We start from the raw sequence: 21,342 nt of genomic DNA on the forward strand, positions 1-21,342 counted from the left end.
GCGCCGGGTCTTCGCCTGTGCTGAAGGTATCCGTGCATGCTTCGATCGCGAGGAAGTCCCATGAATGCCATACCGGAAAGCACCATCCTCAACCCCATCGGCACCGACGGCTTCGAGTTCGTCGAGTTCACCGCGCCGAGCACCGAGGGCATCGCCCGGCTGCGCGAGCTGTTCATCGCCATGGGTTTCACCGAAACCGCCCGGCACCGCTCCAAGGAAGTCTTCCTGTTCCAGCAGAACGACATCAACTTCGTCCTCAACGGCAGTCCCAGCGGGCCGGTGCGGGCCTTCGCCGAGGAACACGGGCCGAGCGCGTGCGCCATGGCCTTCCGGGTCCGCAACGCCGTCCAGGCCGCCGATTACGTGCAGCGCCAGGGGGCGAGGCTGCTGGGTAGCCACGCCAATTTCGGCGAGCTGAACATCCCCTGTATCGAGGGCATCGGCGGCTCGCTGCTTTACCTGGTGGACCGCTACGGCGAGCACAGCATCTACGATGTCGACTTCGAGTCCATCGAGGGCCGCACGGCCCGGGACCACGCAGTCGGCCTGACCGCCATCGACCACCTGACCCACAACGTCGAGCGCGGGCAAATGGATGTCTGGGCCGGCTTCTACGAGCGCATCGCCGGTTTTCGCGAGACCCGCTACTTCGACATCGAGGGCAGGCATACGGGCCTGCTGTCCCGGGCCATGAGCGCGCCCTGCGGGAAGATCCGCATCCCGATCAACGAGCCGACCGACGACCACTCGCAGATCGCCGAATTCATCCGCGACTACCATGGCGAGGGCATCCAGCACATCGCCCTGGCCACCGACGACATCTACGCCACGGTGAGGGCCCTGCGCGCCAACGGCGTGGCGTTCATGCAGACCCCGGACACCTACTACGAGAAGGTCGACGCCCGCGTGCCCGGCCACGGCGAGCCGCTGGAGCTGCTGCGCGAGCTGAACATCCTGATCGACGGTGGCGTGGGTCGCGAGGGCCTGCTGTTGCAGATCTTCACCCGTCCGCTGATCGGCCCGATCTTCTTCGAGATCATCCAGCGCAAGGGCAATCAGGGCTTCGGCGAGGGCAACTTCCGCGCCCTGTTCGAATCCATCGAGGAGGACCAGATCCGCCGCGGGGTGCTGAAATAGGGTGGGAAACGGCCGCAGGCCTTTCCCACCATGACCATTGCAGCATCATGCAGCGGGATCAGTCCTCTCCGAGACGGGGAGGCGCGCCGGCCGTACCGCCGGCGGCCGGGGAGGGCAGCGTCGCCGGGCTCGCGGTGAGTGGGGCTTGCCAGTACTGCAGTTGACGGGCCCATTCCTCCAGGGGGATTCGCGCGTCCTGATGCCAGATGCGTTGCCACAGTAGCCCGAGATGCTCGAGCCGGCCGCGGTTCATCGGCAACTGCTGCGGTTCGGGCAGGAGCTGCCAGCGGCCGTCGCGCTCCGCGGCCAGGGCGAAGCGGAACGGATGGGTACCGGTCATGCCCAGACGCAGGTCGGTGACCACCAGCTTCCCATCGAGCTCGTCGTAGCGCAGCCAGTCGTCGGTGAACCAGCGCAGCCGCGCATGCTGCGGCGAATCCTGCAGCCGGGCGGCCAGAGCCGTGCCGCGGGGCAGGCGCACCAGCTCCGGCGGGAGTCGGTCGAACCAGCCGACCAGCGCCTCGTGATAGTCCTCGCCCTCGCGCACCAGCACCCGCCAGAGCAGGCTGTTGAACGGGGTCGGCGCGCTGAACAGCGCCTCGGCGCGGATGCCCTGGCGCTCCAGTTCCGCCGTCACGTGGCGCTCGGCCATCTGCTTGCCGGCCAGGGTCAGAGCCAGGTAGAGGCTCGACAGGCCCAGCGCCCAGTGCTGCCAGCGCAGACCCCGACCGCGCAGGCGGTACAGGATGCCGCCCAGCAGCGCACCGAGCAACGGCAGGGTGTACAGCGGGTCGATGATGAACACGCTCGACCAGGCCACCGGCGGCGTAGCCAGGGGCCAGAGCAACTGGGTGCCGTAGCTGGTCAGGCCATCCAGCAGCACATGGGTGGCCAGCACCAGCCAGACGGCGAGGAACAGGCGGCCGCCGCCATACCCGGGATGCGGCCTGAAGCGCCGCAGCAGCCAGGTCAGCAGCAGCGAAAAGCCGGTGAGGACGAACAGGGAATGGCTGAAGCCCCGGTGGTGGGTCATGTTGGCGACCGCATCGCCATAGTCGATCAACACGTCGAGATCGGGCAGGGTGCCGAGCAGGGCGCCATAGAGCAGCGCCTTGCGCCCCTGCCAGCGACCGAGCACCGCACCCTGCACGCTGGCGCCGAGCACGGCCTGGGTGAGCGAATCCATCGGTGAGTCCTGCGAGACGGAGGAAATGGAGAGCAAAGGTAGCCGAGCCGGCGTGGCGAATGGAACTCTGGTTGTGGAGCCGAGCGGGCCATTTTCCGCGTGTGTCCGGCATTCAACCGAAAGTTCGGCTTTCCTTGTAGCGGGCTTGTTGGAGAGAGTCTGGAGTGCGATCTGGGCTCTCTCGAAGAGCGCTGGTCGATAAGTGATGCAAATGTTTATTAACGCGGCAATCAAATTCACGATATAAAGAGGCATGAAAAAGATCGATGCCCGAAAGCTCTCTCGAGAAACTCAGGACCAGATGCGGCGCCTGGCCATGAATCTGCGTGAGCAGCGCGAACTGACTTGGCAAGAGGTTGCCGACGCATTGGGCGTACATCTGAGTACCGTACTAGCCTGGTCCAAACGCTACAGCGAGCAAGGCAGCGAAGGTCTGAAATCCAGGACACGAGGTCGGCGCCAGGCAAGCGGACGGACCTTGACGCTCGCACAGGAGTGGCAGTTGCGCTCGATTCTGGTGGGCCAGACCCCGAACCAGTTGCAACTCGACTTTGCCCTGTGGAACCGCCGGGCCGTCATGCAGTTGATCAAGCACTTGTATGGCATCGAGATGCCGATCCGGACGGTGGGTCAGTACCTTCAGCGCTGGGGATATACCCCACAGCGGCCGACCCGGCAGGCGCTGGAACAGAACCCGGAGGCGGTCGAGCACTGGCTTGAAGAGACCTATCCGGCCATCGTGGCACGCGCCAAGGCCGAAAACGCGACGATCTACTGGGGCGATGAAACGGCCGTAGCTGAAGATGGGCATTGGATTCGAGGCTATGCGCCGGCAGGCGTCACGCCGGTGCTGGTGGCGCCGACTCGGCGTCATGGCCTGAGCATGGTCTCAGCGATCAGCAACCAGGGACTGGTACGGTTCGAGTTCCTGGAGGGGGCCATGAATACTGAGCGGATGATCGGTTTCATGTCGAGGCTGGTGGCGGACAGTGACAGGAAGATCTTTCTGATCCTGGACAACCTGCGTGTCCATCATGCGCGTCTGGTCAGGGAATGGCTCGAAGGGCACCAGGAAGAAATCGAAGCGTTCTACCTGCCACCCTATTCGCCTGAGGAAATCCTGAAAAAGACTTCCCGATTCTGGTGAAATACACCCGCTCCCTTGTCCGAGTTTCCCGATGAAGCAACTGTCCTTCGCCGATGCCGAGTATGCCGGCAAGCGCAAGCAGACCCGCCGCGAGCGCTTCCTGCTCGAGATGGACCAGGTGGTGCCGTGGCAGGGGCTGATCGCCCTGATCGAGCCCTACTATCCCAAGGGCGAAGGCGGTCGGCCCGCCTACCCGCTGGCAGCCATGCTGCGCGTGCACCTGATGCAGAACTGGTTCGGCTACAGCGATCCGGCGATGGAGGAAGCGCTGTACGAAACCACTCTCCTGCGCCAGTTCGCCGGCCTGAGCCTGGAGCGCATCCCGGACGAAACGACCCTCCTCAACTTCCGTCGCCTGCTGGAGAAGCACGAACTGGCCGGGGGAATACTGGAGGTGATCAACGGCTATCTGGGCGAGCGCGGACTGTCGCTGCGCCAGGGCACCATTGTCGACGCCACCCTGATCCATGCGCCGAGCTCGACGAAGAACAAGGACGGCAAGCGCGACCCGGAAATGCACTCGACGAAGAAGGGCAACCAGTACTACTTCGGCGCAAAAGCTCACATTGGTGCCGACGCTGAGTCGGGTCTGGTGCACAGCGTGGTGGTCACGGCAGCCAACGTGGCAGATGTCACCCAAGTCGACCAACTGCTGCATGGCGAGGAAAACGTAGTGAGTGCCGATGCGGGCTATACCGGCGTAGAGAAGCGCCCCGAGCATGAAGGTCGGCAGGTCATCTGGCAGGTCGCGGCCCGGCGCAGTACCTACAAGAAGCATGGCAAGCGTAGCGCCTTATACAAAGCGATCCGCAAGATCGAGAAGGCCAAGGCCCAGGTACGAGCCAAGGTCGAACATCCGTTCCGCGTGATCAAGCGCCAGTTTGGCTACACCAAGGTGCGCTTCCGGGGATTGGCCAAAAACACGTCACAGTTGGTGACGCTGTTCGCCTTGTCGAATCTGTGGATGGCGCGCCGATATTTACTGGCGAATGCAGGAGAGGTGCGCCTGTAATGCGGGAAACGGTTGCTGCGACGTGCTCGCGGCAGCTAAAAAACGCAGAAACGAGCGGGTGATCTGATCGTTTTTGATCGATTCTCCGCTTTCAAAGTCGGCGGGGGGCTGAAGTCAGCCAGAAATACATGACTACTTCAGACCATCCCTGAGTGTAATCCGGACGAGTATTTGAACCGCGACCTCAAGACACGCTTGCGCACCAGTGACCGGGCGCGAAACAAGTCGGAATTGCTGGAGAAGGCCGAGGCATTCATGAGCTGGTTGGCCAAAACCCCGGAGCGGGTAGTTGCCTATTTCCAGCATGCGTCGGTGCGTTATGCCACTTAGATTGGGTATTTGATTGCCGGGTTAATATATAAATGCGTTTGCGGTCGATATTATGGTCAGTCACCATCTTATCGATCATATGCTTGATCGACAGGGCCTCGCCTCGATCTCTCTGGATGTCGCCAAGCTCGAACCAGTTGAAACACTTGGCTGGGTTGTTAGGTAGCTCCTGCTGTGGCAACAGCAAAGCAAATTTCCCCATATCGGCATATTTGACCCAGCCGGTTTCGTCATCATAGCCAGAGGCGGATTGAAAGCAGCCATGCAGAGCGACGACCAAGGGCGAGTTGGGGGGTAGCTCTTGGGGAATATGTTTGAATGCGCGGAGTTGACCGGGATTCGTTCCGAAGTTGGTCATCTCTGTTAGAGGTTGCGCCGCTGCATCGCTTGGCAGTGCTTGCCATAACATTGCTGCTCCGATTGCCGCAATAGTCGTCTTTCCGAGTTTCATGGTGCTATCTCCGCCTCTGTGTCTGTGTAGCAGGGAATGCTCTCCATGCGTTACTCATATTCCAAGTGAGGCTATTTAAATAACCTCTGTGATATTCAGTGGTTGTTGGTTTGTCAATGCGGTCTGTAGACGAAGCGTTTGGATAATCGGCACGCTACCGCAAGGCGCCGTTGCGGATTGAGATGACAGGTTGCAGGGTTGTGCATAATTTTGTTATGCGCAAGCCCTGCGATTCCGCTTTTTAAGCGAAATGGCTTTTGGTAAGTGGCTAAATCCCCTCCTGAAAGGGTGCCACATGTTTTTGCAAAAGACGTGAGATTGTCTTTTGTCAGGATGTTATTAACCCGGCAATCAAATACCCAATCTAAGTGGCATAACGCACCGACGCATGCTGGAAATAGGCAACTACCCGCTCCGGGGTTTTGGCCAACCAGCTCATGAATGCCTCGGCCTTCTCCAGCAATTCCGACTTGTTTCGCGCCCGGTCACTGGTGCGCAAGCGTGTCTTGAGGTCGCGGTTCAAATACTCGTCCGGATTACACTCAGGCGAATAGGGTGGCAGGTAGAACGCTTCGATTTCTTCCTGGTGCCCTTCGAGCCATTCCCTGACCAGACGCGCATGATGGACACGCAGGTTGTCCAGGATCAGAAAGATCTTCCTGTCACTGTCCGCCACCAGCCTCGACATGAAACCGATCATCCGCTCAGTATTCATGGCCCCCTCCAGGAACTCGAACCGTACCAGTCCCTGGTTGCTGATCGCTGAGACCATGCTCAGGCCATGACGCCGAGTCGGCGCCACCAGCACCGGCGTGACGCCTGCCGGCGCATAGCCTCGAATCCAATGCCCATCTTCAGCTACGGCCGTTTCATCGCCCCAGTAGATCGTCGCGTTTTCGGCCTTGGCGCGTGCCACGATGGCCGGATAGGTCTCTTCAAGCCAGTGCTCGACCGCCTCCGGGTTCTGTTCCAGCGCCTGCCGGGTCGGCCGCTGTGGGGTATATCCCCAGCGCTGAAGGTACTGACCCACCGTCCGGATCGGCATCTCGATGCCATACAAGTGCTTGATCAACTGCATGACGGCCCGGCGGTTCCACAGGGCAAAGTCGAGTTGCAACTGGTTCGGGGTCTGGCCCACCAGAATCGAGCGCAACTGCCACTCCTGTGCGAGCGTCAAGGTCCGTCCGCTTGCCTGGCGCCGACCTCGTGTCCTGGATTTCAGACCTTCGCTGCCTTGCTCGCTGTAGCGTTTGGACCAGGCTAGTACGGTACTCAGATGTACGCCCAATGCGTCGGCAACCTCTTGCCAAGTCAGTTCGCGCTGCTCACGCAGATTCATGGCCAGGCGCCGCATCTGGTCCTGAGTTTCTCGAGAGAGCTTTCGGGCATCGATCTTTTTCATGCCTCTTTATATCGTGAATTTGATTGCCGCGTTAATAGTTTGGATGTTTGAGCGTGCAATTCCTGTGTCGCTTCTTCAGATCTGTTTCCGACCAGTGGTCGAGTATTGGCGGAGTAGCAAGAGGATAAGTGTGGTTTCGCTTAATTAACTAAACGGCGTTGCTGTATGTTTGCCAGTGGTGCCTTTCTGCTGCGAATCGTTTGGTTGGCCTGCTGCAAGCTTTAATATTAGCTATTGGTCTGGGCTGGGATCTAAGCTGGGGCAATGAATAAAGTATGGGTGGATGGGGCGTCTGAAAGATATCCTGCATGGCGTACCTGTGCTTCCTTCGTGCTGATAATTTGCTGGGGTATTTTTAGTTCTGAGTTCTGGCATATTTATAATGAAGCCAGCTTTGGAGGGTTTAATCGGTGTAGTGCCGGAAGCAGAGCCGCATGGATGCTTTTTATAATATGGAAATGACTGTTTTTCATATGTGGCTCGCTGGTCTCGCCGTGTCGAGCATGGCTTTGCAAGCGTTCGAGCAAGCAGAGCGAATATGCAGGCGCAAATGATCAAGGCAATTCGAGAATATCCGCCGTGACTGCGCTTTTCCCCGACTTGCGATCGTCCGCGGCCGTGTCGTACACGATCAGCAGAGAGTTCTGCGGGCCTCCATCCGGGGAGAAGAGGGCCATGCCTTCGGCATGATCCACGCCCTCGCCATGGGGCACTTCCAGGATGTGCTGCAAGGCATCGGCCGGAACCACCGCCTCGTCGGCGGGGGCGCAGCCGTCCGGCCAGCGGAAGACACTGACCGGGCCATCGAGGTCCATGGTCGGGCCGGCGAGGATCAGCAGGTCGGCGCGCTGCACGCACAGGTCGCGGATTCCCAGGCCGCCGAGCTGGAGGAAATGCTTGCGGTAGAGGCAGCCCTGCGGCCCGATGGGCTGCAGCCTCAGGATACAGGCCGTGGCGTCGGCGACGACCGCCACTTCCAGGATGACCGCCCAGCCGTGCAGCACCGGGCCGCGCAGGCCGAGGAAGATCCGCTCGCCGGCCACGGCCAGGCCTTCGATGTCGAAGCCGTTGTCCTTTCCGGGGATGCCGAGGAAGGGGCCCAGATGCATGTCGTTCTGCAGGGCTTCGGTCAGTTCGTCGCCCTTGTCGTCGCCCTTCAGGCGGGCGGCGAACAGTTCCTGTCCGTTCTGTCGGGTGCGTTTCGCCAGCTCGCAGGTGCCGTCACCCTCCACCAGCGGAACGCGGGCCAGCAGGTAGCGGTTGCCGTCGCTGCGGACCTTGACCAACTGCCTGCGGGCCTTGTCGGCGCCGTCCTTGAGCTTCGGGTTCTTGCGTTTCAGGCTGTGCGAGCCCACCAGCCAGAGGTAGCCGTCGGCGCAGGCAAGGCCTTCGATATCCGCTTCTTGCAGATCGGCCGGGTCGTCGCCAGGGGGAACCGGCAGGGCGAGGTAGTCGTTCAGCGGGAACTGCCGGTGCCGGCCGTAGCGGCAGGCGCCCTGGTCGTCATCCGGCAGGCGGGTGAGCCGTTCCAGAGTGAGCGTCTCGTCGTTCGCCACCCAGAGCGTGTCGCCGATCTGCACCGCGACCGACAGCCCGTCGCGCAGCGCCTTGCCCTTGCCCAGGGCATGGCGTGCCGGATCGAACTCCAGCGTTGCCAGCCGGCTTGTGCCCATGGGGAGAGTCCTCTGTCGGTCCTGCTGGCTTCTTCAACCGTAGCGGGGCGCCGTGCCAGGACGTGCCCGTGCGCCGGCGAGCGGCGGCCCGGGCTGGCGAGCGACCCGGGCACGCCCGTTGCCGGCCGGCTCGCTCAGGCGTTGCTGTCCCTTCCCGGTGCCGGCTCAGGTGCCGGTTCCGAGGGCGCTGCCGACGCGGCGGGGGCCGGAGGCACTGCCGGCAACGAAGGCTCAGGGGCGACTATCGGCAGCGATGCGGAGGTCTCGGATTCCATTGCCGTTCTGGTGCCCAGGTTTTCCAGGGTCCTTTGCAGCCAGGCGTTGTAGGCCGACTGGATCTCGCTGAGCGTCGAGGCCTGTTCGCTGACGTCGGCCTGGTATTGCCTGATGATGTTGAGGCTGGCTTCCAGGTAGGAGGCCAGGACCTGCTGCGGAGTGGTAGCTCCCTGCATGGCCTCGGCCACCTGCTTGCCGGCTCCCAGGGTGGTCGTCAGGAAGCGGATGTAGCAGTCGCTCTCCCTTTCCTGGGCGGCCAGCTGGATCTCGGTCAGTTCCTGGTAGGCGGAGAACAGGGCAGAGGGCTTCATCCAGGGCATGCCGATGGGCATCCAGTTGGTGTGCTGCATGGACTCCATGACCTGCCGGGCGATCTGCAGGCTGTCCTTGACCGGTGTCATGGCCTCGAAAAGGACCCGTGCGTTCTGGCCGCTTTCGTTGGCGTAATTGTTCCAGTGTTTGATCGCCTCGAACAGCTTCGGATCGATCGTGGCATTCGCGTTGACGGCATCCATGGTGGTTCTCCCTTGTGCAGTGGGCTTGGCTCAGGATCGGGGCTCGGCAAGGCGGGTGATCATCTTGTGGATGGCACGCAACTGGGGAGCGTTGCGGGTGAAGTAGTCCGGGTTCGGGTTGCCCGGCGAGGAATAGCCCCAGAAATCCCAGCAGCCGTCGGGATTCAGCGGCGAGGCGTTGGATGGCTGCACCTGAGGGTAGAGCACGATGAGATCGTTGGCCTCGGCCATCTGGTTGTAGCCGGTATGGGCGTAGTACTTGTCGCCGATGACTTGTGCACCCTGCTTGCAGCCGTGGAACACCACATGAACGGGGCAGCTCTTGTCGGTCTGACAGGCCGCCGGAACATAGGCATAGGCCGTGTCGCTCATGCTGGTGTAGGGCGAGTCGATGAACTCCTTCTGGTCGAAGACGATCAGGTTGTCGCCCAGGTGCTGGGCGGGCGGCTTCAGGGCCGGGTAGATCCGGTCGAGTATGACGTTGGCCTGTGCGAAGTCGCAGTCGTTGATATAGGGCGGCCGGGTCAGGGCGCAGGCGGTATCGGTACTGTTGTCGGTCACGAAGGCATGGCCGGCAGCGATGCTCTTGTCGTATTGGATGGAGGCTTCCGGGACGCCGATGGACTTGAAGAACTCCTGGGTCTGGTTCACGACCGTGGTCGTGACGGTTTCGTCCTTCGTTCCACTAAAGATATAGATACGATCATCCGCGAGATTCTTCAGCGGAGCTATATAGCCATATTCGGCCAGCAGGGTTGCATATCTGACCAGGACCGGCGTATTGGGGCCGGTGCTGGCCGTCAGGGGATTCATGCAGGTGGTGGTGGCATTTTCCACCAGGGTATTGCCCACCCAGGACTTCGCGCACAGATAGGGACCGCCGGCGACAATGCCGGCGCCCACCATGATGTCGGAAAACACCATGTAAAGTTGGGAAGTCATGAAGGCGCCGGACGACAATCCCGATACCGAGGTCTTGTACAAGTCCGCGCCGTAGGCTGGCAATTTAAGGGTCTGGGCATCGGCCGTGGCGACGAGCAGCATCGCCATGGCAAGTCCTGTGCTGATACGAGTTCCTGGTATCCGATTCATCGTTCCTTGCGAGAGACTCCCGCCGTTCCGGGGCGGGGGGGGATGGCCTGGCCGCCTGGGCGCCCCTGTACTCGCTGCCTCCTTTCTGGGTAGGTGCTGTCTGGCCTCAACGTGGTTTCGCCCTAGTTCGGCGAAAGCCATTCGAGTATGGACAAAAGGTTCGACAGCGCAAGGCTGCCCGGGAGAGCCGATCGGAGCGTGCAACTGCTCTCGATGATGCCCTCTCCGTATCCATCATCCGCTGGACAAGCTGTTGCCATGCCGTGTTCTTTCCGCCGATGCCCGACATTTCCTGTTCATGCGAAGACTGGTTGGCCAAGTGTGCGCGGCAGGACGGAAGACGCTGGTTTATCGCAGGAAAATACGGAGTAATTCCGGGTGTCGTTGCCGTTCGAAGCGGAAAGTTGCGAAAGTCGCCGGTTCGAATTGCCTGCGGGTAGGCCCCGAGGCGATCCGCGTTTCAGGACGGAACAATTTCAGCAAACCCGCTCCGCTGTCGAAGCAGGCCGGTTGTCAGGCAGTCGAATGTAAGGGCGAGTATCCGGGTTTTATCGGCAACAGGATGGGCCTGGCTGAAAGCCCTTGTCGCGGGGCCGACCGGCTGCTTTCCGACCGGCGGTACAGCTGCCGCGGCATGGCACCGGCACATTGCGGCTCGTCTCGATACGTGCAGGGCGATGCTGCAATGGCCGGTCGCCGGGACTGGCGGTTATCCTGCCGGCCACTTTCCCGATCGAGCGCGCCATGCTGGAAATCTCCAATGCCGTCCACCTGCCCGACGACGAGATCGAGCTGAGCGCGATCCGCGCCCAGGGGGCCGGCGGGCAGAACGTCAACAAGGTGTCCAGCGCGGTGCATCTGCGCTTCGACATCCGCACCTCGTCCCTGCCGGACTTTTACAAGGAGCGCTTGCTGGCCCTGCGCGATCAGCGCATCAGCGGCGAAGGCGTCATCGTGATCAAGGCGCAGCAGTACCGCACCCAGGAGCAGAATCGTGCCGATGCCCTGGAGCGCCTGGCCGCGCTGATCCGCAGCGTGGCCAAGGTGGAGAAGAAGCGCCGGCCGACCCAGCCGACCTACGGCTCGAAGCAGCGCCGGCTGGAGGGAAAGGCCAAACGCGGGGCGGTCAAGGCCGGACGGGGGCGGGTGGATTACTGATAGCTGTCATGCCGACCCGGATAGCGAGGCGGCCCCTTCATCGCCGATAAATCCGCTCCTGCGGAGCAGGCGCGGATTTGTCGGCACTGTCAGGCGATGGCGCGGATGTCCGTCCGGGGTTCATCCAGCGCGCCGAGGAAGTCGTCGCCCCAGCGGCGGATGTCGTTGAACGCGACGATGTCGAACAGCTCGCGCAGCCGCGCCCGCGCCTCGTTTTTGGGCATGTTCAGCGCCAGGTAGCACTGGTGTGCCAGGTCGGCATTGTCATGGGGATTGGTCAGCAGGGCGCCCTTGAGTTCGGCGGCGGCGCCGGCGAACTCGGAGAGCACCAGCACGCCGCTGCCGTCCTGCAGGCCCTGGGTGGCGACGAATTCCTTGGCCACCAGGTTGAGGCCGTCGCGCAGCGGGGTGATCCACATGACGTCGGCCATGGCGTACCAAGCCACCACCTCCTCGAACGGCAGGCTGCGGAAGAAGAACTGCACCGGCGTCCAGCCGACCCGGGCGAAGCGGCCGTTGATCCGTCCCACGGCTTGTTCGATCTGTCCCTGCAGCTCGTCGTAGATGGTCATCTCCCGCGCCGCCGGGACGCAGATGCTGGCCAGGGTGATTCTGCCCTGCAGCTCGGGGTTGTCCGCCAGCAGCCGTTCGAAGGCCCTGAGCTTTTCCAGCACGCCCTTGGTGTAGTCCAGGCGCTCGACGGCGAGGATCAGGCGCACGCCGTTCAACTCCCGGCGCAATTGCTCCATCTGTTTCTGCACGGATTCGCGTGCCAGGGCGTTGCGCACCCGGTCGAGGTCGAGCCCGACCGGGTGGGCGCCAAGGCGGACCTGGCGCATGCCGGTGTCGATCGCGGTGGTCACGCGCTCCAGGCCGACCGCGCAGCCGTAGGTGACGAAGCGCGGCGCGCAGTTCTGCCGGCCGAGGACCTTCAGGGGAGCCACGCCGCGGGCGACGTCGACGAAGTTCTCCACCTGGCGCGGGATGTGGAAGCCGATGTAGTCGCACTGCAGCAGGCTGCCGACGATCTGCCGGCGCCAGGGCACCACGTTGAAGACGTCCGCCGAAGGAAAGTGGGTGTGGTGGAAGAAGGCCAGCTTGAGGTCCGGGCGCAGTTCGCGCAGGTAGGCCGGAACCATCCACAGGTTGTAGTCGTGCAGCCAGACGGTGGCGCCCTCGGCGGCCTCCAGCGCGGTGCGCTCGGCGAAGGCGCGGTTGACCCGTAGGAACACCTGCCAGTCGTCCTCGTTGAACACGGCGCGCTCCCAGAAGGTGTGCAGGGTCGGCCAGAAGGCTTCCTTGGAGAAGCGCTTGTAGAAGGTGTCGATGTCCTGCTTGTTCAGCGGCACGCGGGCGGCAGTCAGGCGCGGATAGCGCTCGGCGTCCACCGTGGTGTGGCTCTCGAAGGCGCCCTGGCCTTCCTCGTGCTCGGCCCAGGCGACCCAGGAGCCCTTGCGGCCGTCGGCGAAGAAGCTGAGCAGGGTGGGGATGATGCCGTTGGGCGAGCTCGGCCGGCGGCGCTGCACCTGGCCGTGCTCGCGGTATTCCTCGTAGGGCAGGCGGTGATAGACGATCACCAGCTCGGCCTGCCCCGGTTCGCTGGCCTTGCGCGTCTCGGCGGCGAAGCCGTGCACGCCGAGGAAGCCGAAGTGGGAGAAGGCCTGGATGATGCCGCCGCAGCCCGGGCTGTCGGCGTGCAGGACGCGGGTGCAGTTGAGGGTGTGGGCGAGCAGGCTTTCTTCCGACTGCCCGACGCAGACGCCCTTGAGGCCGCAGGTGAGCATGCTGAGGTCGTTCAGGGTGTCGCCGGCGACCAGTACCTGTTCGGGATCGAGGCCGAGGTGCTCGACCAGCTTGAGCAGGCTGCTGCCCTTGTTCACCCCGCGCGGCAGGAAGTCCAGGTAGCGCCCCGCCGAGTACAGCAGGTCGCAGCCGAGGCGTTCGGCGATGGCCTTGAGGGCCGGGTCGGCGGCGCGCTCCGGCGTGCAGAAGTAGGAGCAGCGGCGCGCCTGGGGTACGTCCTGGCGCTGCAGGTCGGGAAGGTCGGCGAGGGCGCCGGCGATCTGGCTCTCGCCGGGCCAGCGGGCGTCGATGGCGTGCTGCAGCGGCTGGATCGGCTGCAGGGTTTCGCCGTGATAGAGGCTGGCGCCGACGTCGGCGATGATGTAGTCCGGCTGCGGCAGGGTGGGATCGGCCAGCAGCGGCAGCACGGCCTCCAGGCTGCGGCCGGTGACGTAGGCCAGCTGGATGCCGGGGTGGGCGGTGATGGTCTGATAGAGACTCAGGCGATCCTGCGGATCGCCGGCGAGAAAGGTTCCATCGAGATCGGTGGCAAGTAGCATGCGCTGTCTTCTCTCCAGATGTGGGGCAAGTTGACGCGCCGACCTGGGCCGACGAGCAGTGGTGTCCGGGGCCTCCATGGCACCGGATTCAGGTACAGGTTTCCTCCTGGGTGGTGTTCGACTCCGCGGCGGCGGAGTCGGCAGTGGCATCGGCCGCGCTTTCCGGGGCTTCGGGCATCAGTTCGAGCACGGTATGGCTGGTGCGCAGCATGGGGGTGAACCGGGCGTGCGGCTCGCTGAGCAGATCGCTCACCCGGCGCAGGCGATGGAGGGTGTAGAGCGCCAGCAGGCCGAGCACCGCCGCACAGTAGAGCGGCAGCCCGCGCGGGCCGAGCAGGTGCATGGCCAGCCCGGCGAGCAGCGGGCCGCAGGCCGAGCCCAGGCCGTTGACCAGCAGGAGGCCGCTGGACCCGGAAAGGATCTCGTCGGGGTGCAGTTGGTCGACCATCCGCGCCACGGCGATGGAATAGATGGAGAAGGCCAGTCCGCCCCAGAAGAAGAAGGCGCCGAGCATCAGCTTGCCGGTGGGCAGCAGGCTGATCGCCAGCGCCACGAGCGCGGCCAGCACCACCACGCCGAGCATCACCTTCGAGCGGTCGTGGCTATCCGAATAGCGCCCGATGGGCCACTGCAGCACGGCGCCGCCGAGGATGGTCACACCCATCAGCAGGCCCACCCCGGCGGCGTCGAAGCCACTCTGGCTGGCGTACACCGGCGCCAGCCCCCAGAAGGCGCCGAGGGCGAGGCCGGACAGCCCCGAGGCGGTCACCGACAGCGGGGCGATGCGCGCCAGCTGGCGCAATTGGGTGTGCGGGGTGTCGGGCAGGGTCGGCTGGGCCTGGCGGGTCAGGGTGACGGGCAGCAGCGCGGCGCAGATGAGGATGCCGGCGAGGGCGAAGAGCAGGAATTCCAGCGGGCTGGCGAGGTTCAGCAATTGCTGGGCGAGGGCCAGGGCGCCGAGGTTGACCGCCATGTAGACGGCGAACACCCGGCCGCGGCTGTCGCCGCTGATCCGGGCGTTGAGCCAGCTCTCGATGACCATGTACAGGGTGACCAGGACAATGCCGTAGGCCACCCGCAGCGCCATCCACACCCAGGGGTTGACCAGGATCAGATGGAGCAGCGCGACGATGGCGCCCGAGGCGGCACAACAGGCAAAGGCACGGATATGCCCGATGCGGCGGATCAGCGGTACCGTCAGCCAGGTGCCGAGCAGGTAGCCGACGAAATAGCCGGACATCAGCAGGCCGAGCAGACCGGTGGAGTAGCCTTCGGCAACGCCACGCAGGGTCAGCAGGGTGTTGAGCAGTCCGTTGCCGAGCAGGAGCAGTGCGACCCCGCCGAGCAGCGAACCGATGGGAGCAATCTGGGACAACATGCGTCCCACCCTAGGGAAGTTGCCGACGAATGGCAACCCAAAAGCTCCCTGGGTGGATCGAATGTTGCTTTCAAGTTGTTGTTTTAAAAGGGGATATATTTACCGACGAGCGGTCTTGGCTGTTTCGCGCTGGCGCCGGGGGTCAGCCGCGGCCTTCCGGGCTCTTCGCCAGCTCGTCGGTGCGTGCCGCCATGATGAAGTCGTTGCGGTGCAGGCCGCGGATCTTGTGGCTCCACCAGGTCACGGTGACCCTGCCCCATTCGGTGAGCAGCGCCGGATGGTGCCCTTCGGCTTCGGCGAGCGCGCCGACCGCGTTGGTGAAGGCCAGGGCCTGGGCGAAGTTGCGAAACAGGAAGACCTTTTCCAGCTGCAGGATGCCGTCACGGTTTTCCACGTTCCAGTCGGGGATCTGCCGGATCAGTTCGGCGAGCTCTTCTTCCGAGACTTTCGGCGCATCGGCGCGACAGGCTTCGCAGTGGGCTTGGGAGAGGGCGGTCATGGGTGGGCTCCGGTGCAAGGTCGAGGTTGGGTTCGAGGGTGGAAAACCGCTGCGCGGGTTTTCCACCCTACGTCTGGTCTGCTGTCGGCGTTCAGGCCGCCTTCGGCGGAAACTTCGGCGGGTGCAGACCGAGGCGCATGGCCTCGTGCACCAGCGCCATGATGTCCTCGCGGGCCAGCTCGAACAGCCGGCGCAAATCCGGCAGCACGAAGTAGAGCGGCTGCAGGATGTCGATGCGGTACGGCGTGCGCATTGCTTCGAGCGGATCGAAAGGCAAGTGTTCCGGTGCCGCGGACAGGCAGTAGAGGGTTTCCTTGGGCGAAGAAAGGATGCCGCCGCCGTAGATGCGCCGGCCCGCCGGGGTGTCGACCAGGCCGAACTCCACGGTCATCCAGTATAGCCGTGCCAGGTAGACGCGCTCCTCCCTGCTGGCCGCCAGGCCCAGCCGGCCGTAGGTGTGGGTGAAGGCGGCGAACCAGGGGTTGGTCAGCATCGGGCAGTGGCCGAACAGCTCGTGGAAGATGTCCGGCTCCTGCAGGTAGTCCAGTTCCTCCGGCCGGCGGATGAAGGTGGCCACCGGAAACTGCCGGTCGGCGAGCAGTTCGAAGAAGGTCTGGAAGGGGATCAGCGCCGGCACCCGCGCTACCCGCCAGCCGGTGGCGGACTCGAGCACGCGGTTGATCTCGTCGAGTTGCGGAATGCGCTCCCGCGGCAGGCCGAGCCGCTGGATGCCGTCCAGGTACTCCGCGCAGGCGCGTCCTTCGAGGAGCGCCAGCTGGCGTTCGATCAGCGTCTGCCAGACGGCATGCTCGGCCTCGCTGTAGTGGATGAAGCCCCGCTCGTCCGGTTGCCGGGCCACATAGGGCGTCGCGGTCATTTCGGTGCCTCCTGCGCTGCTGCGCACGGTTTCCCTTTATCAGGCATAGCGCGAATGAGGCGGCTCTGCACGGGATGTGCAGCCTGCCCCGCACGGAGCGTGCCGGTCGTTCGGCCTGAAAGGGTTGTCCGCCTGTCGAAGCCGCGCTTGACGGCGGCCTTGTTTGGTGTGGCAATTTGCCACATATTGCTGACGGGAAGCGTGCTCGTCTGTCGCTCGCCGATCCAGCCCTTCAACAGTCGGGGGTCCGCCATGCGCATCGAGATTCTCTGCCAAAACCGGATCGGCCTGCTGCGCGACATTCTCGACCTGCTGCTCGAGTACGGGGTCGAGGTCGCCCGCAGCGAGGTCGGCGGCGAGCAGGGCAATACCATCTACCTGGCCTGCCCGACCCTGGTCGATCGGCAGCTGCAGGCGCTGACCCCGAGGCTGGAGGGGGTTTCCGGGGTGCTCGGCGTCTCGCGGGTCGAGCTGACGCCCGGCGAGCGTCGCCATCGGGAGTTCGCTGCGCTGCTCGGTGTGCTGGACTTCCCGCTGCTTTCGGTGGACGGCCGTGGCGTCATCGTCGCCGCCAACCAGGCCGCCGCCCGGCTGTTCGACGTGTCCGCCGACACGTTGCCGGGCCGGCCGCTGGCCCATTACCTGGATGGCATCGACCTGGCGTCGCTGCTCGGCACGGAGCCGGTGCGGCTCGATGGGCTGCGGGTGGGGAACGAGTGGTTCCGCGTCGACAGCATGCCGCTGCAGCCCGTCCGGGACGGCGACGGGGCGCAGGCCGGCGTGGTGCTCAGTCTGCGCCGGGAGGAGCCTGCCGCCGAGCGCGTCGGCCGGAGGCACCGGCTTGCGCCGGGGCATGCCGAAGGGCGTAGGCATGGCGGCAAGCAGGGGGCGTCCGCGCTCGGCGATCTTTCCCTCGAGGGCAGCCTCGGCGAGATCGTCGGCCGCTTCGAAAAGGCCGTACTGCAGCGGCTGCTCGGCGAATACCCGAGCAGTCGCCTGCTGGCCCGCCGCCTCGGCGTGTCGCACACCACCATCGCCAACAGGCTGCGCCTGCATGGACTGGTCAGGAAGTAGCGCGGGGAGGCAACACGCGGATCGGCTGCCGCCCGGAAGTCCTTCGGCCGCGAGCCGTGCGGTCTTTACTTCTGAGTACGCTACCGAGGTGAGCGCGCTATCGCCATGCCCGGCGTGCAACCCAGCGGCTCCGCAGGGAGTCATAAAAGCTCCGCCTGCCTGCGCCTTCGCCACGGCTTCGAACAGCCCTGTCCCGAAGGCTGCAGCCACCGGGATGGCGACTGCCTTCGTCTGCGTACAGGGGAGTCGAGCGGTTTTCTTCGCCCAAACCAACAGGAGAGTGGATATGTCCAGTGTCGGTTATCACGAGCCCATCGAAGAGCTTTCCGCCGAAACCCGCGACATGCACCGGGCCATCGTTTCGCTGATGGAGGAACTCGAAGCCATCGACTGGTACAACCAGCGGGTCGATGCCTGCCGGGACCCGGAGCTCAGGGCCATCCTCGCGCACAACCGCGACGAGGAGAAGGAGCACGCGGCCATGGTGCTGGAATGGATCCGCCGCAAGGATCCCAAGTTTTCCGGCGAGTTCAAGGAGTATCTCTTCAGCGAAGGGCCCATCAGCCATGGGGAGGATTGAGCGAGCGGCCCGGGGGCCGGTGCGCGTTCGGCCGGAGTGCGGGGGAAACCGGGCGGGGCGCTGGCCGTGCCCTGCTTCCCGTCGCTGAAGGAAGCTCCGTCCTTTCGGCGCTGCCGAGCGCACGGCGAAAGGACGGAGATGCTGTCTGCAGTATTTCTTCGCCTGCATGACGAGCCGGGGCAGGGCTTGCAACCTGTCGGTTGGAGGCTCGCCTGCTCAGTAGTAGTTGTTCTTCCAGTTGTTCTCGGCCTGTGCCGCCGCCTCTTCCAGATCCAGCAACCGCTGCTCGTAGGCCGCGCATTCGTTGGGAAGCTCTTCGGCGGTGTAGTCGAGGCGCATTTTCCGTACCTCTCTGTAGATCTCCGTGGCTATCTGCGGATCGCTCTGGGTGAGCATATGCACGTTGGCAGCCAGTTCCCGGGCCTTGACGTCGATTTCATCCGGGGTGCAGGCGAAGCTGGGCAGGGAGGCCAGCAGGGCGCTGGCTGCGGTGAATCCGAGCAGGGCTTTCATGGGCTTTCCTCCGTACGACGGGTTTTTCGGTGGATTGCAAAAGCCCCGGGAAAGTTCAGAAGTCGGTGCCGATCAGCGGCGAGACAGACTTCGTCGCTTCGCTCGAACTCGGCTGGAAAGGGCCTGTCACCTAATAGGAAGGACGCAAGTAAGAAGGCTGTTTTTCCGAAATTGCACCACCCCCACTCGGGATCCGGTGGCTTGCAGAGAAATCAAGGTGGATACGACCATGCCCAGACCTACTGAACGCACTCCACGATCCAATGGCCGAAAAGGTTTTCCGGCAGGCAATGTTTTCCAGGAGCCGCCGGAGGAAGCAGTCGATCAAGTGCCCGGTGAAGCCAGGCGGCAGGGCAGGAGCAAGGATCCGCTGGAAACCTACACCCAGACCGCTGCGGACGAACTGGAAAAGATAGCCGAGGGAGCCCGTGCGGCGGCTTGCGAGCTCGAGGACCAGGACGAGCAGAGGCTGTCCAATTATGTGCTGAACGCTGCTGATCGCCTGTTCAAGTTCGCCGATCAACTGCGCGGCAAGAGTGCCGAGCAGCTGTTTCATGACGCCGATCGCCTGGCCAGGGACAACCCCGGGCTGTTTCTTGCCGGCAGCATTGCCCTCGGTTTCGGCCTGACCCGTTTCGCCCGTGCCTCCGGGCGGCGTTCCCTGCAGTCCTCCCGGCAGACGGAGCCCGAGCTGACCCAGCCCGCTCCCGGTTATGCCATCGACCAGGAGGGTGCCGGCCTGGGGCCGACCACCGCGCCGAGCAGCCCGGACCTCACCGGAACCACGGTCACCGCCACGCCGGACGGCACCCTCAGCACCAGCAAGCCCATCGGCAGCGCGATGCCGCCCGGCAATCTCGGCCAGAGCAGTCTGGGGATGAGCGGCACCATCCAGGGCGGCGCCCGTGAGAGCACCACGGAGCCGGCCCGCCAAAGCGAAAAAGGCCCGAACGGAGGAATGAAGCGATGAGCGAATCGACAGGCAATCGGAATTATCCGCCGAACCAGAGCCACTCCGACACGACCCGGCCAGATGCGGCCCGGCCCGATCCGCTCCGGGCCGATGCGGCGCAAACCTCGACGGTACGGCCCGAAACGGTGCGGGCGGAGACCGGACGGCCCAGCGCGACCATCCACCCGCATACCGCCCGTACCGGAGCCGAGGAGGGCGGCTCCAGCATCGTCGGATTGCTCGGCCAACTGGCTCGGGAACTGCCCTCGCTGGTCACCAAGGAGCTGGCCCTGGCCAAGGTCGAGATCAGTGAGTCGATCAATGCCACCAAGACCGGGGTCATGTCCCTGGCCGGCGGCGGTGCGGTGCTGCTGGCCGGTCTCATCATTCTTCTGCAGGCGGCGGTCTACGCCCTGAGTCAGGTGATGGATGCCTGGCTGGCGGCGTTGATCGTCGGTGTGATCGTGGTTGCGATCGGCTATGTCATGGTCCAGGGCGGCAAGAAGAAATTCGTCCCGTCCGCATTCAAGCCGTCGCGCACGCTGCATTCCCTGCAGAAAGACAAAGACGCCATCCGGGAGACTGCCCCATGAGTACACAGAGCAGAATCGATCTCGAAGCGCAGAAGGATCCGGAAACCCTGGAACGGGAAATCGATCAGCAGCGCGCGGAAATCAGCAATATCGTCCATGCCCTGGAAAACAAGCTGTCCCCCGGGGAGTTGCTGGACAAGGCCCTGGGGTACACCAAGGGGCATAGCGGTGAGTTCATGTCCAACCTGACCAACACGGTGGCCGCCAATCCCTTGCCGACCGTGCTGACGTCGATCGGGCTGCTGTGGCTGATGACCAGCCAGAACCGTACCCCGGCCAGCCAGGCCTATGTCGGTGAGGCTTCGATAGCCTCGAGCGGGCCGTCCCTGACCGAGAAGGCCAGGCAGCGGGCTGCCGGCATCCGCGAGAAGGCCGAGCATCTGGGCGAGGGGGTGAGCGAAACCCTGGACTCGGCGCGGCAGCATGTGGGTGAGGGTCTGGGTTCGGCCAAGCAGCATCTGAGCGACTCCAGCCACCATGTTGCCGAATCCCTGCGCCACCGGGCCCATCAGGCGCGAGGCGGCTTCGACACCCTGATGCACGAGCAGCCGCTGGTGCTGGGGGCGCTCGGCATTGCGGTGGGGGCGTTGATCGCCGGCGTGCTGCCGACCACCCGGCAGGAGGACGAACTGCTCGGCGAGGCCAGCGACACCGTGACCGACAAGCTCAAGGTAAAGGCCGAGGAGGGGCGCGAGGCAGCCACCGAACTGGGCATGGAGATGGCCGACCGGCTGCGCGAGAGAATCGCCACGCCGCAGCCGGCCACTGGCAGACACCAGCCAGGTCTGGGCGGGGCTGTCTAGCAAGGGCATTTGCGCCGTGGCAGCGATCGCCTGTTAGACCTTGGTTCAATGCCGGGCCTGGCGAGCTGTCGGGTATAAGAGGGATGTCCTGGATCAGGAGATTCGATCCAAGTGTTTTGTTTGCATTCCTAGTGGAATGATGGGCGGGCGACCTCGGGGTCGCCCTCTTTTTTGCCCCTCTTTCTGCCACACCATCCCGTCTTTTCTTCTTCCCGCGCGTTTTTCGTCCTTGCCATGTCGCTCATATGCCAGCTCCAGGCTTGCGATGTGCAGGGGGACGCGCTTTGATCGTCCGATGCGATTCCGGGTTCGGGCATCGTGCCATTTCCCATAACGAGAAGAAGCGAGAGAC

The 21,342-nt window shown here is 63.9% G+C and carries 19 protein-coding genes and 2 pseudogenes; 10 read left to right on the top strand and 11 right to left on the bottom strand.

The window, feature by feature from the left end; genetic code table 11:
• The first annotated feature begins 60 nt into the window (after positions 1-60).
• Entirely contained in the window at positions 61-1,137 is a 1,077-nt protein-coding gene (hppD, locus tag GCU53_RS20065) for a 4-hydroxyphenylpyruvate dioxygenase (protein ID WP_152389167.1), read from the top strand.
• Between the two features lie 58 nt (positions 1,138-1,195).
• Here the strand turns inward: hppD and GCU53_RS20070 are convergent, their stop codons facing one another.
• Positions 1,196-2,323: a metal-dependent hydrolase gene (locus GCU53_RS20070; RefSeq protein WP_152389168.1), complete on the bottom strand. Its 1,128-nt coding sequence runs from the start codon at positions 2,321-2,323 to the stop codon at positions 1,196-1,198.
• 253 nt (positions 2,324-2,576) lie between these two features.
• On the opposite strand from GCU53_RS20070, the gene GCU53_RS20075 reads away from it, so the two are divergent.
• Both GCU53_RS20075 and GCU53_RS20080 read left to right on the top strand, forming a co-directional pair.
• Positions 2,577-3,470: an IS630 family transposase gene (locus tag GCU53_RS20075; protein ID WP_208845338.1), complete on the top strand. Its 894-nt coding sequence runs from the start codon at positions 2,577-2,579 to the stop codon at positions 3,468-3,470.
• Between the two features lie 31 nt (positions 3,471-3,501).
• Complete coding sequence (locus tag GCU53_RS20080; protein ID WP_152385958.1) at positions 3,502-4,482, top strand: IS5 family transposase; 981 nt, start codon at positions 3,502-3,504, stop codon at positions 4,480-4,482.
• Positions 4,483-4,735: 253 nt separating this feature from the next.
• Here the strand turns inward: GCU53_RS20080 and GCU53_RS20090 are convergent, their stop codons facing one another.
• From GCU53_RS20090 to GCU53_RS20110, 5 genes are all read right to left on the bottom strand, one after another.
• On the bottom strand, positions 4,736-5,263 hold the full coding sequence (locus GCU53_RS20090) for a CE1 family esterase (protein ID WP_152389169.1): 528 nt from the start codon (positions 5,261-5,263) through the stop codon (positions 4,736-4,738).
• Positions 5,264-5,627: 364 nt separating this feature from the next.
• Entirely contained in the window at positions 5,628-6,665 is a 1,038-nt protein-coding gene (locus tag GCU53_RS20095; protein WP_152386602.1) for an IS630 family transposase, read from the bottom strand.
• Positions 6,666-7,219: 554 nt separating this feature from the next.
• Entirely contained in the window at positions 7,220-8,338 is a 1,119-nt protein-coding gene (locus GCU53_RS20100; protein WP_152389170.1) for a DUF3616 domain-containing protein, read from the bottom strand.
• A gap of 134 nt (positions 8,339-8,472) precedes the next feature.
• Positions 8,473-9,129, bottom strand: coding sequence for a hypothetical protein (locus GCU53_RS20105; protein ID WP_244306881.1), 657 nt, complete (start codon positions 9,127-9,129; stop codon positions 8,473-8,475).
• 30 nt (positions 9,130-9,159) lie between these two features.
• Positions 9,160-10,179: an extracellular catalytic domain type 2 short-chain-length polyhydroxyalkanoate depolymerase gene (locus tag GCU53_RS20110; RefSeq protein ID WP_244306882.1), complete on the bottom strand. Its 1,020-nt coding sequence runs from the start codon at positions 10,177-10,179 to the stop codon at positions 9,160-9,162.
• Between the two features lie 786 nt (positions 10,180-10,965).
• On the opposite strand from GCU53_RS20110, the gene arfB reads away from it, so the two are divergent.
• Positions 10,966-11,379, top strand: coding sequence for an alternative ribosome rescue aminoacyl-tRNA hydrolase ArfB (arfB, locus tag GCU53_RS20115; RefSeq protein WP_152389171.1), 414 nt, complete (start codon positions 10,966-10,968; stop codon positions 11,377-11,379).
• A gap of 89 nt (positions 11,380-11,468) precedes the next feature.
• Here the strand turns inward: arfB and ggpS are convergent, their stop codons facing one another.
• From ggpS to phhA, 4 genes are all read right to left on the bottom strand, one after another.
• On the bottom strand, positions 11,469-13,721 hold the full coding sequence (gene ggpS / locus GCU53_RS20120) for a glucosylglycerol-phosphate synthase (protein WP_152389172.1): 2,253 nt from the start codon (positions 13,719-13,721) through the stop codon (positions 11,469-11,471).
• An 88-nt stretch (positions 13,722-13,809) separates the two neighbouring features.
• Positions 13,810-15,099: an MFS transporter gene (locus GCU53_RS20125; protein ID WP_152389173.1), complete on the bottom strand. Its 1,290-nt coding sequence runs from the start codon at positions 15,097-15,099 to the stop codon at positions 13,810-13,812.
• A gap of 142 nt (positions 15,100-15,241) precedes the next feature.
• Complete coding sequence (locus GCU53_RS20130; protein ID WP_152389174.1) at positions 15,242-15,598, bottom strand: 4a-hydroxytetrahydrobiopterin dehydratase; 357 nt, start codon at positions 15,596-15,598, stop codon at positions 15,242-15,244.
• 91 nt (positions 15,599-15,689) lie between these two features.
• Positions 15,690-16,475 (bottom strand): phenylalanine 4-monooxygenase, encoded by a 786-nt coding sequence (gene phhA, locus GCU53_RS20135; RefSeq protein ID WP_152389175.1) that lies wholly within the window; start codon positions 16,473-16,475, stop codon positions 15,690-15,692.
• A 252-nt stretch (positions 16,476-16,727) separates the two neighbouring features.
• Between phhA and GCU53_RS26850 the strand changes: the two are divergent.
• The 3 genes and pseudogenes from GCU53_RS26850 to GCU53_RS20145 form a co-directional block, all read left to right on the top strand.
• Positions 16,728-17,129 (top strand): annotated as a pseudogene (locus tag GCU53_RS26850) (ACT domain-containing protein); the annotation flags it as partial.
• Between the two features lie 243 nt (positions 17,130-17,372).
• A pseudogene (locus tag GCU53_RS26855) lies at positions 17,373-17,549 on the top strand (TyrR/PhhR family helix-turn-helix DNA-binding protein); the annotation flags it as partial.
• Between the two features lie 286 nt (positions 17,550-17,835).
• A complete protein-coding gene (locus GCU53_RS20145; RefSeq protein WP_152389177.1) occupies positions 17,836-18,129 on the top strand; it encodes an encapsulin-associated ferritin-like protein in 294 nt (97 codons plus the stop codon).
• 216 nt (positions 18,130-18,345) lie between these two features.
• On the opposite strand, the gene GCU53_RS20150 is transcribed toward GCU53_RS20145, so the two are convergent.
• Complete coding sequence (locus GCU53_RS20150; RefSeq protein WP_152389178.1) at positions 18,346-18,642, bottom strand: hypothetical protein; 297 nt, start codon at positions 18,640-18,642, stop codon at positions 18,346-18,348.
• Between the two features lie 328 nt (positions 18,643-18,970).
• Here GCU53_RS20150 and GCU53_RS20155 point away from each other — a divergent pair, with 328 nt between their 5' ends.
• The 3 genes from GCU53_RS20155 (at position 18,971) to GCU53_RS20165 (ending at position 20,990) form a co-directional block, all read left to right on the top strand.
• A complete protein-coding gene (locus tag GCU53_RS20155; protein ID WP_244306885.1) occupies positions 18,971-19,612 on the top strand; it encodes a hypothetical protein in 642 nt (213 codons plus the stop codon).
• A 161-nt stretch (positions 19,613-19,773) separates the two neighbouring features.
• Entirely contained in the window at positions 19,774-20,187 is a 414-nt protein-coding gene (locus GCU53_RS20160) for a phage holin family protein (protein ID WP_152389985.1), read from the top strand.
• Positions 20,184-20,990: a DUF3618 domain-containing protein gene (locus GCU53_RS20165; protein WP_152389179.1), complete on the top strand. Its 807-nt coding sequence runs from the start codon at positions 20,184-20,186 to the stop codon at positions 20,988-20,990. The genes GCU53_RS20160 and GCU53_RS20165 overlap by 4 nt, the downstream gene beginning before the upstream one ends.
• The last annotated feature ends 352 nt before the right edge of the window (positions 20,991-21,342 follow it).

The sequence above is a fragment of the Azotobacter salinestris genome, from assembly GCF_009363155.1.
Lineage (GTDB): Bacteria > Pseudomonadota > Gammaproteobacteria > Pseudomonadales > Pseudomonadaceae > Azotobacter > Azotobacter salinestris.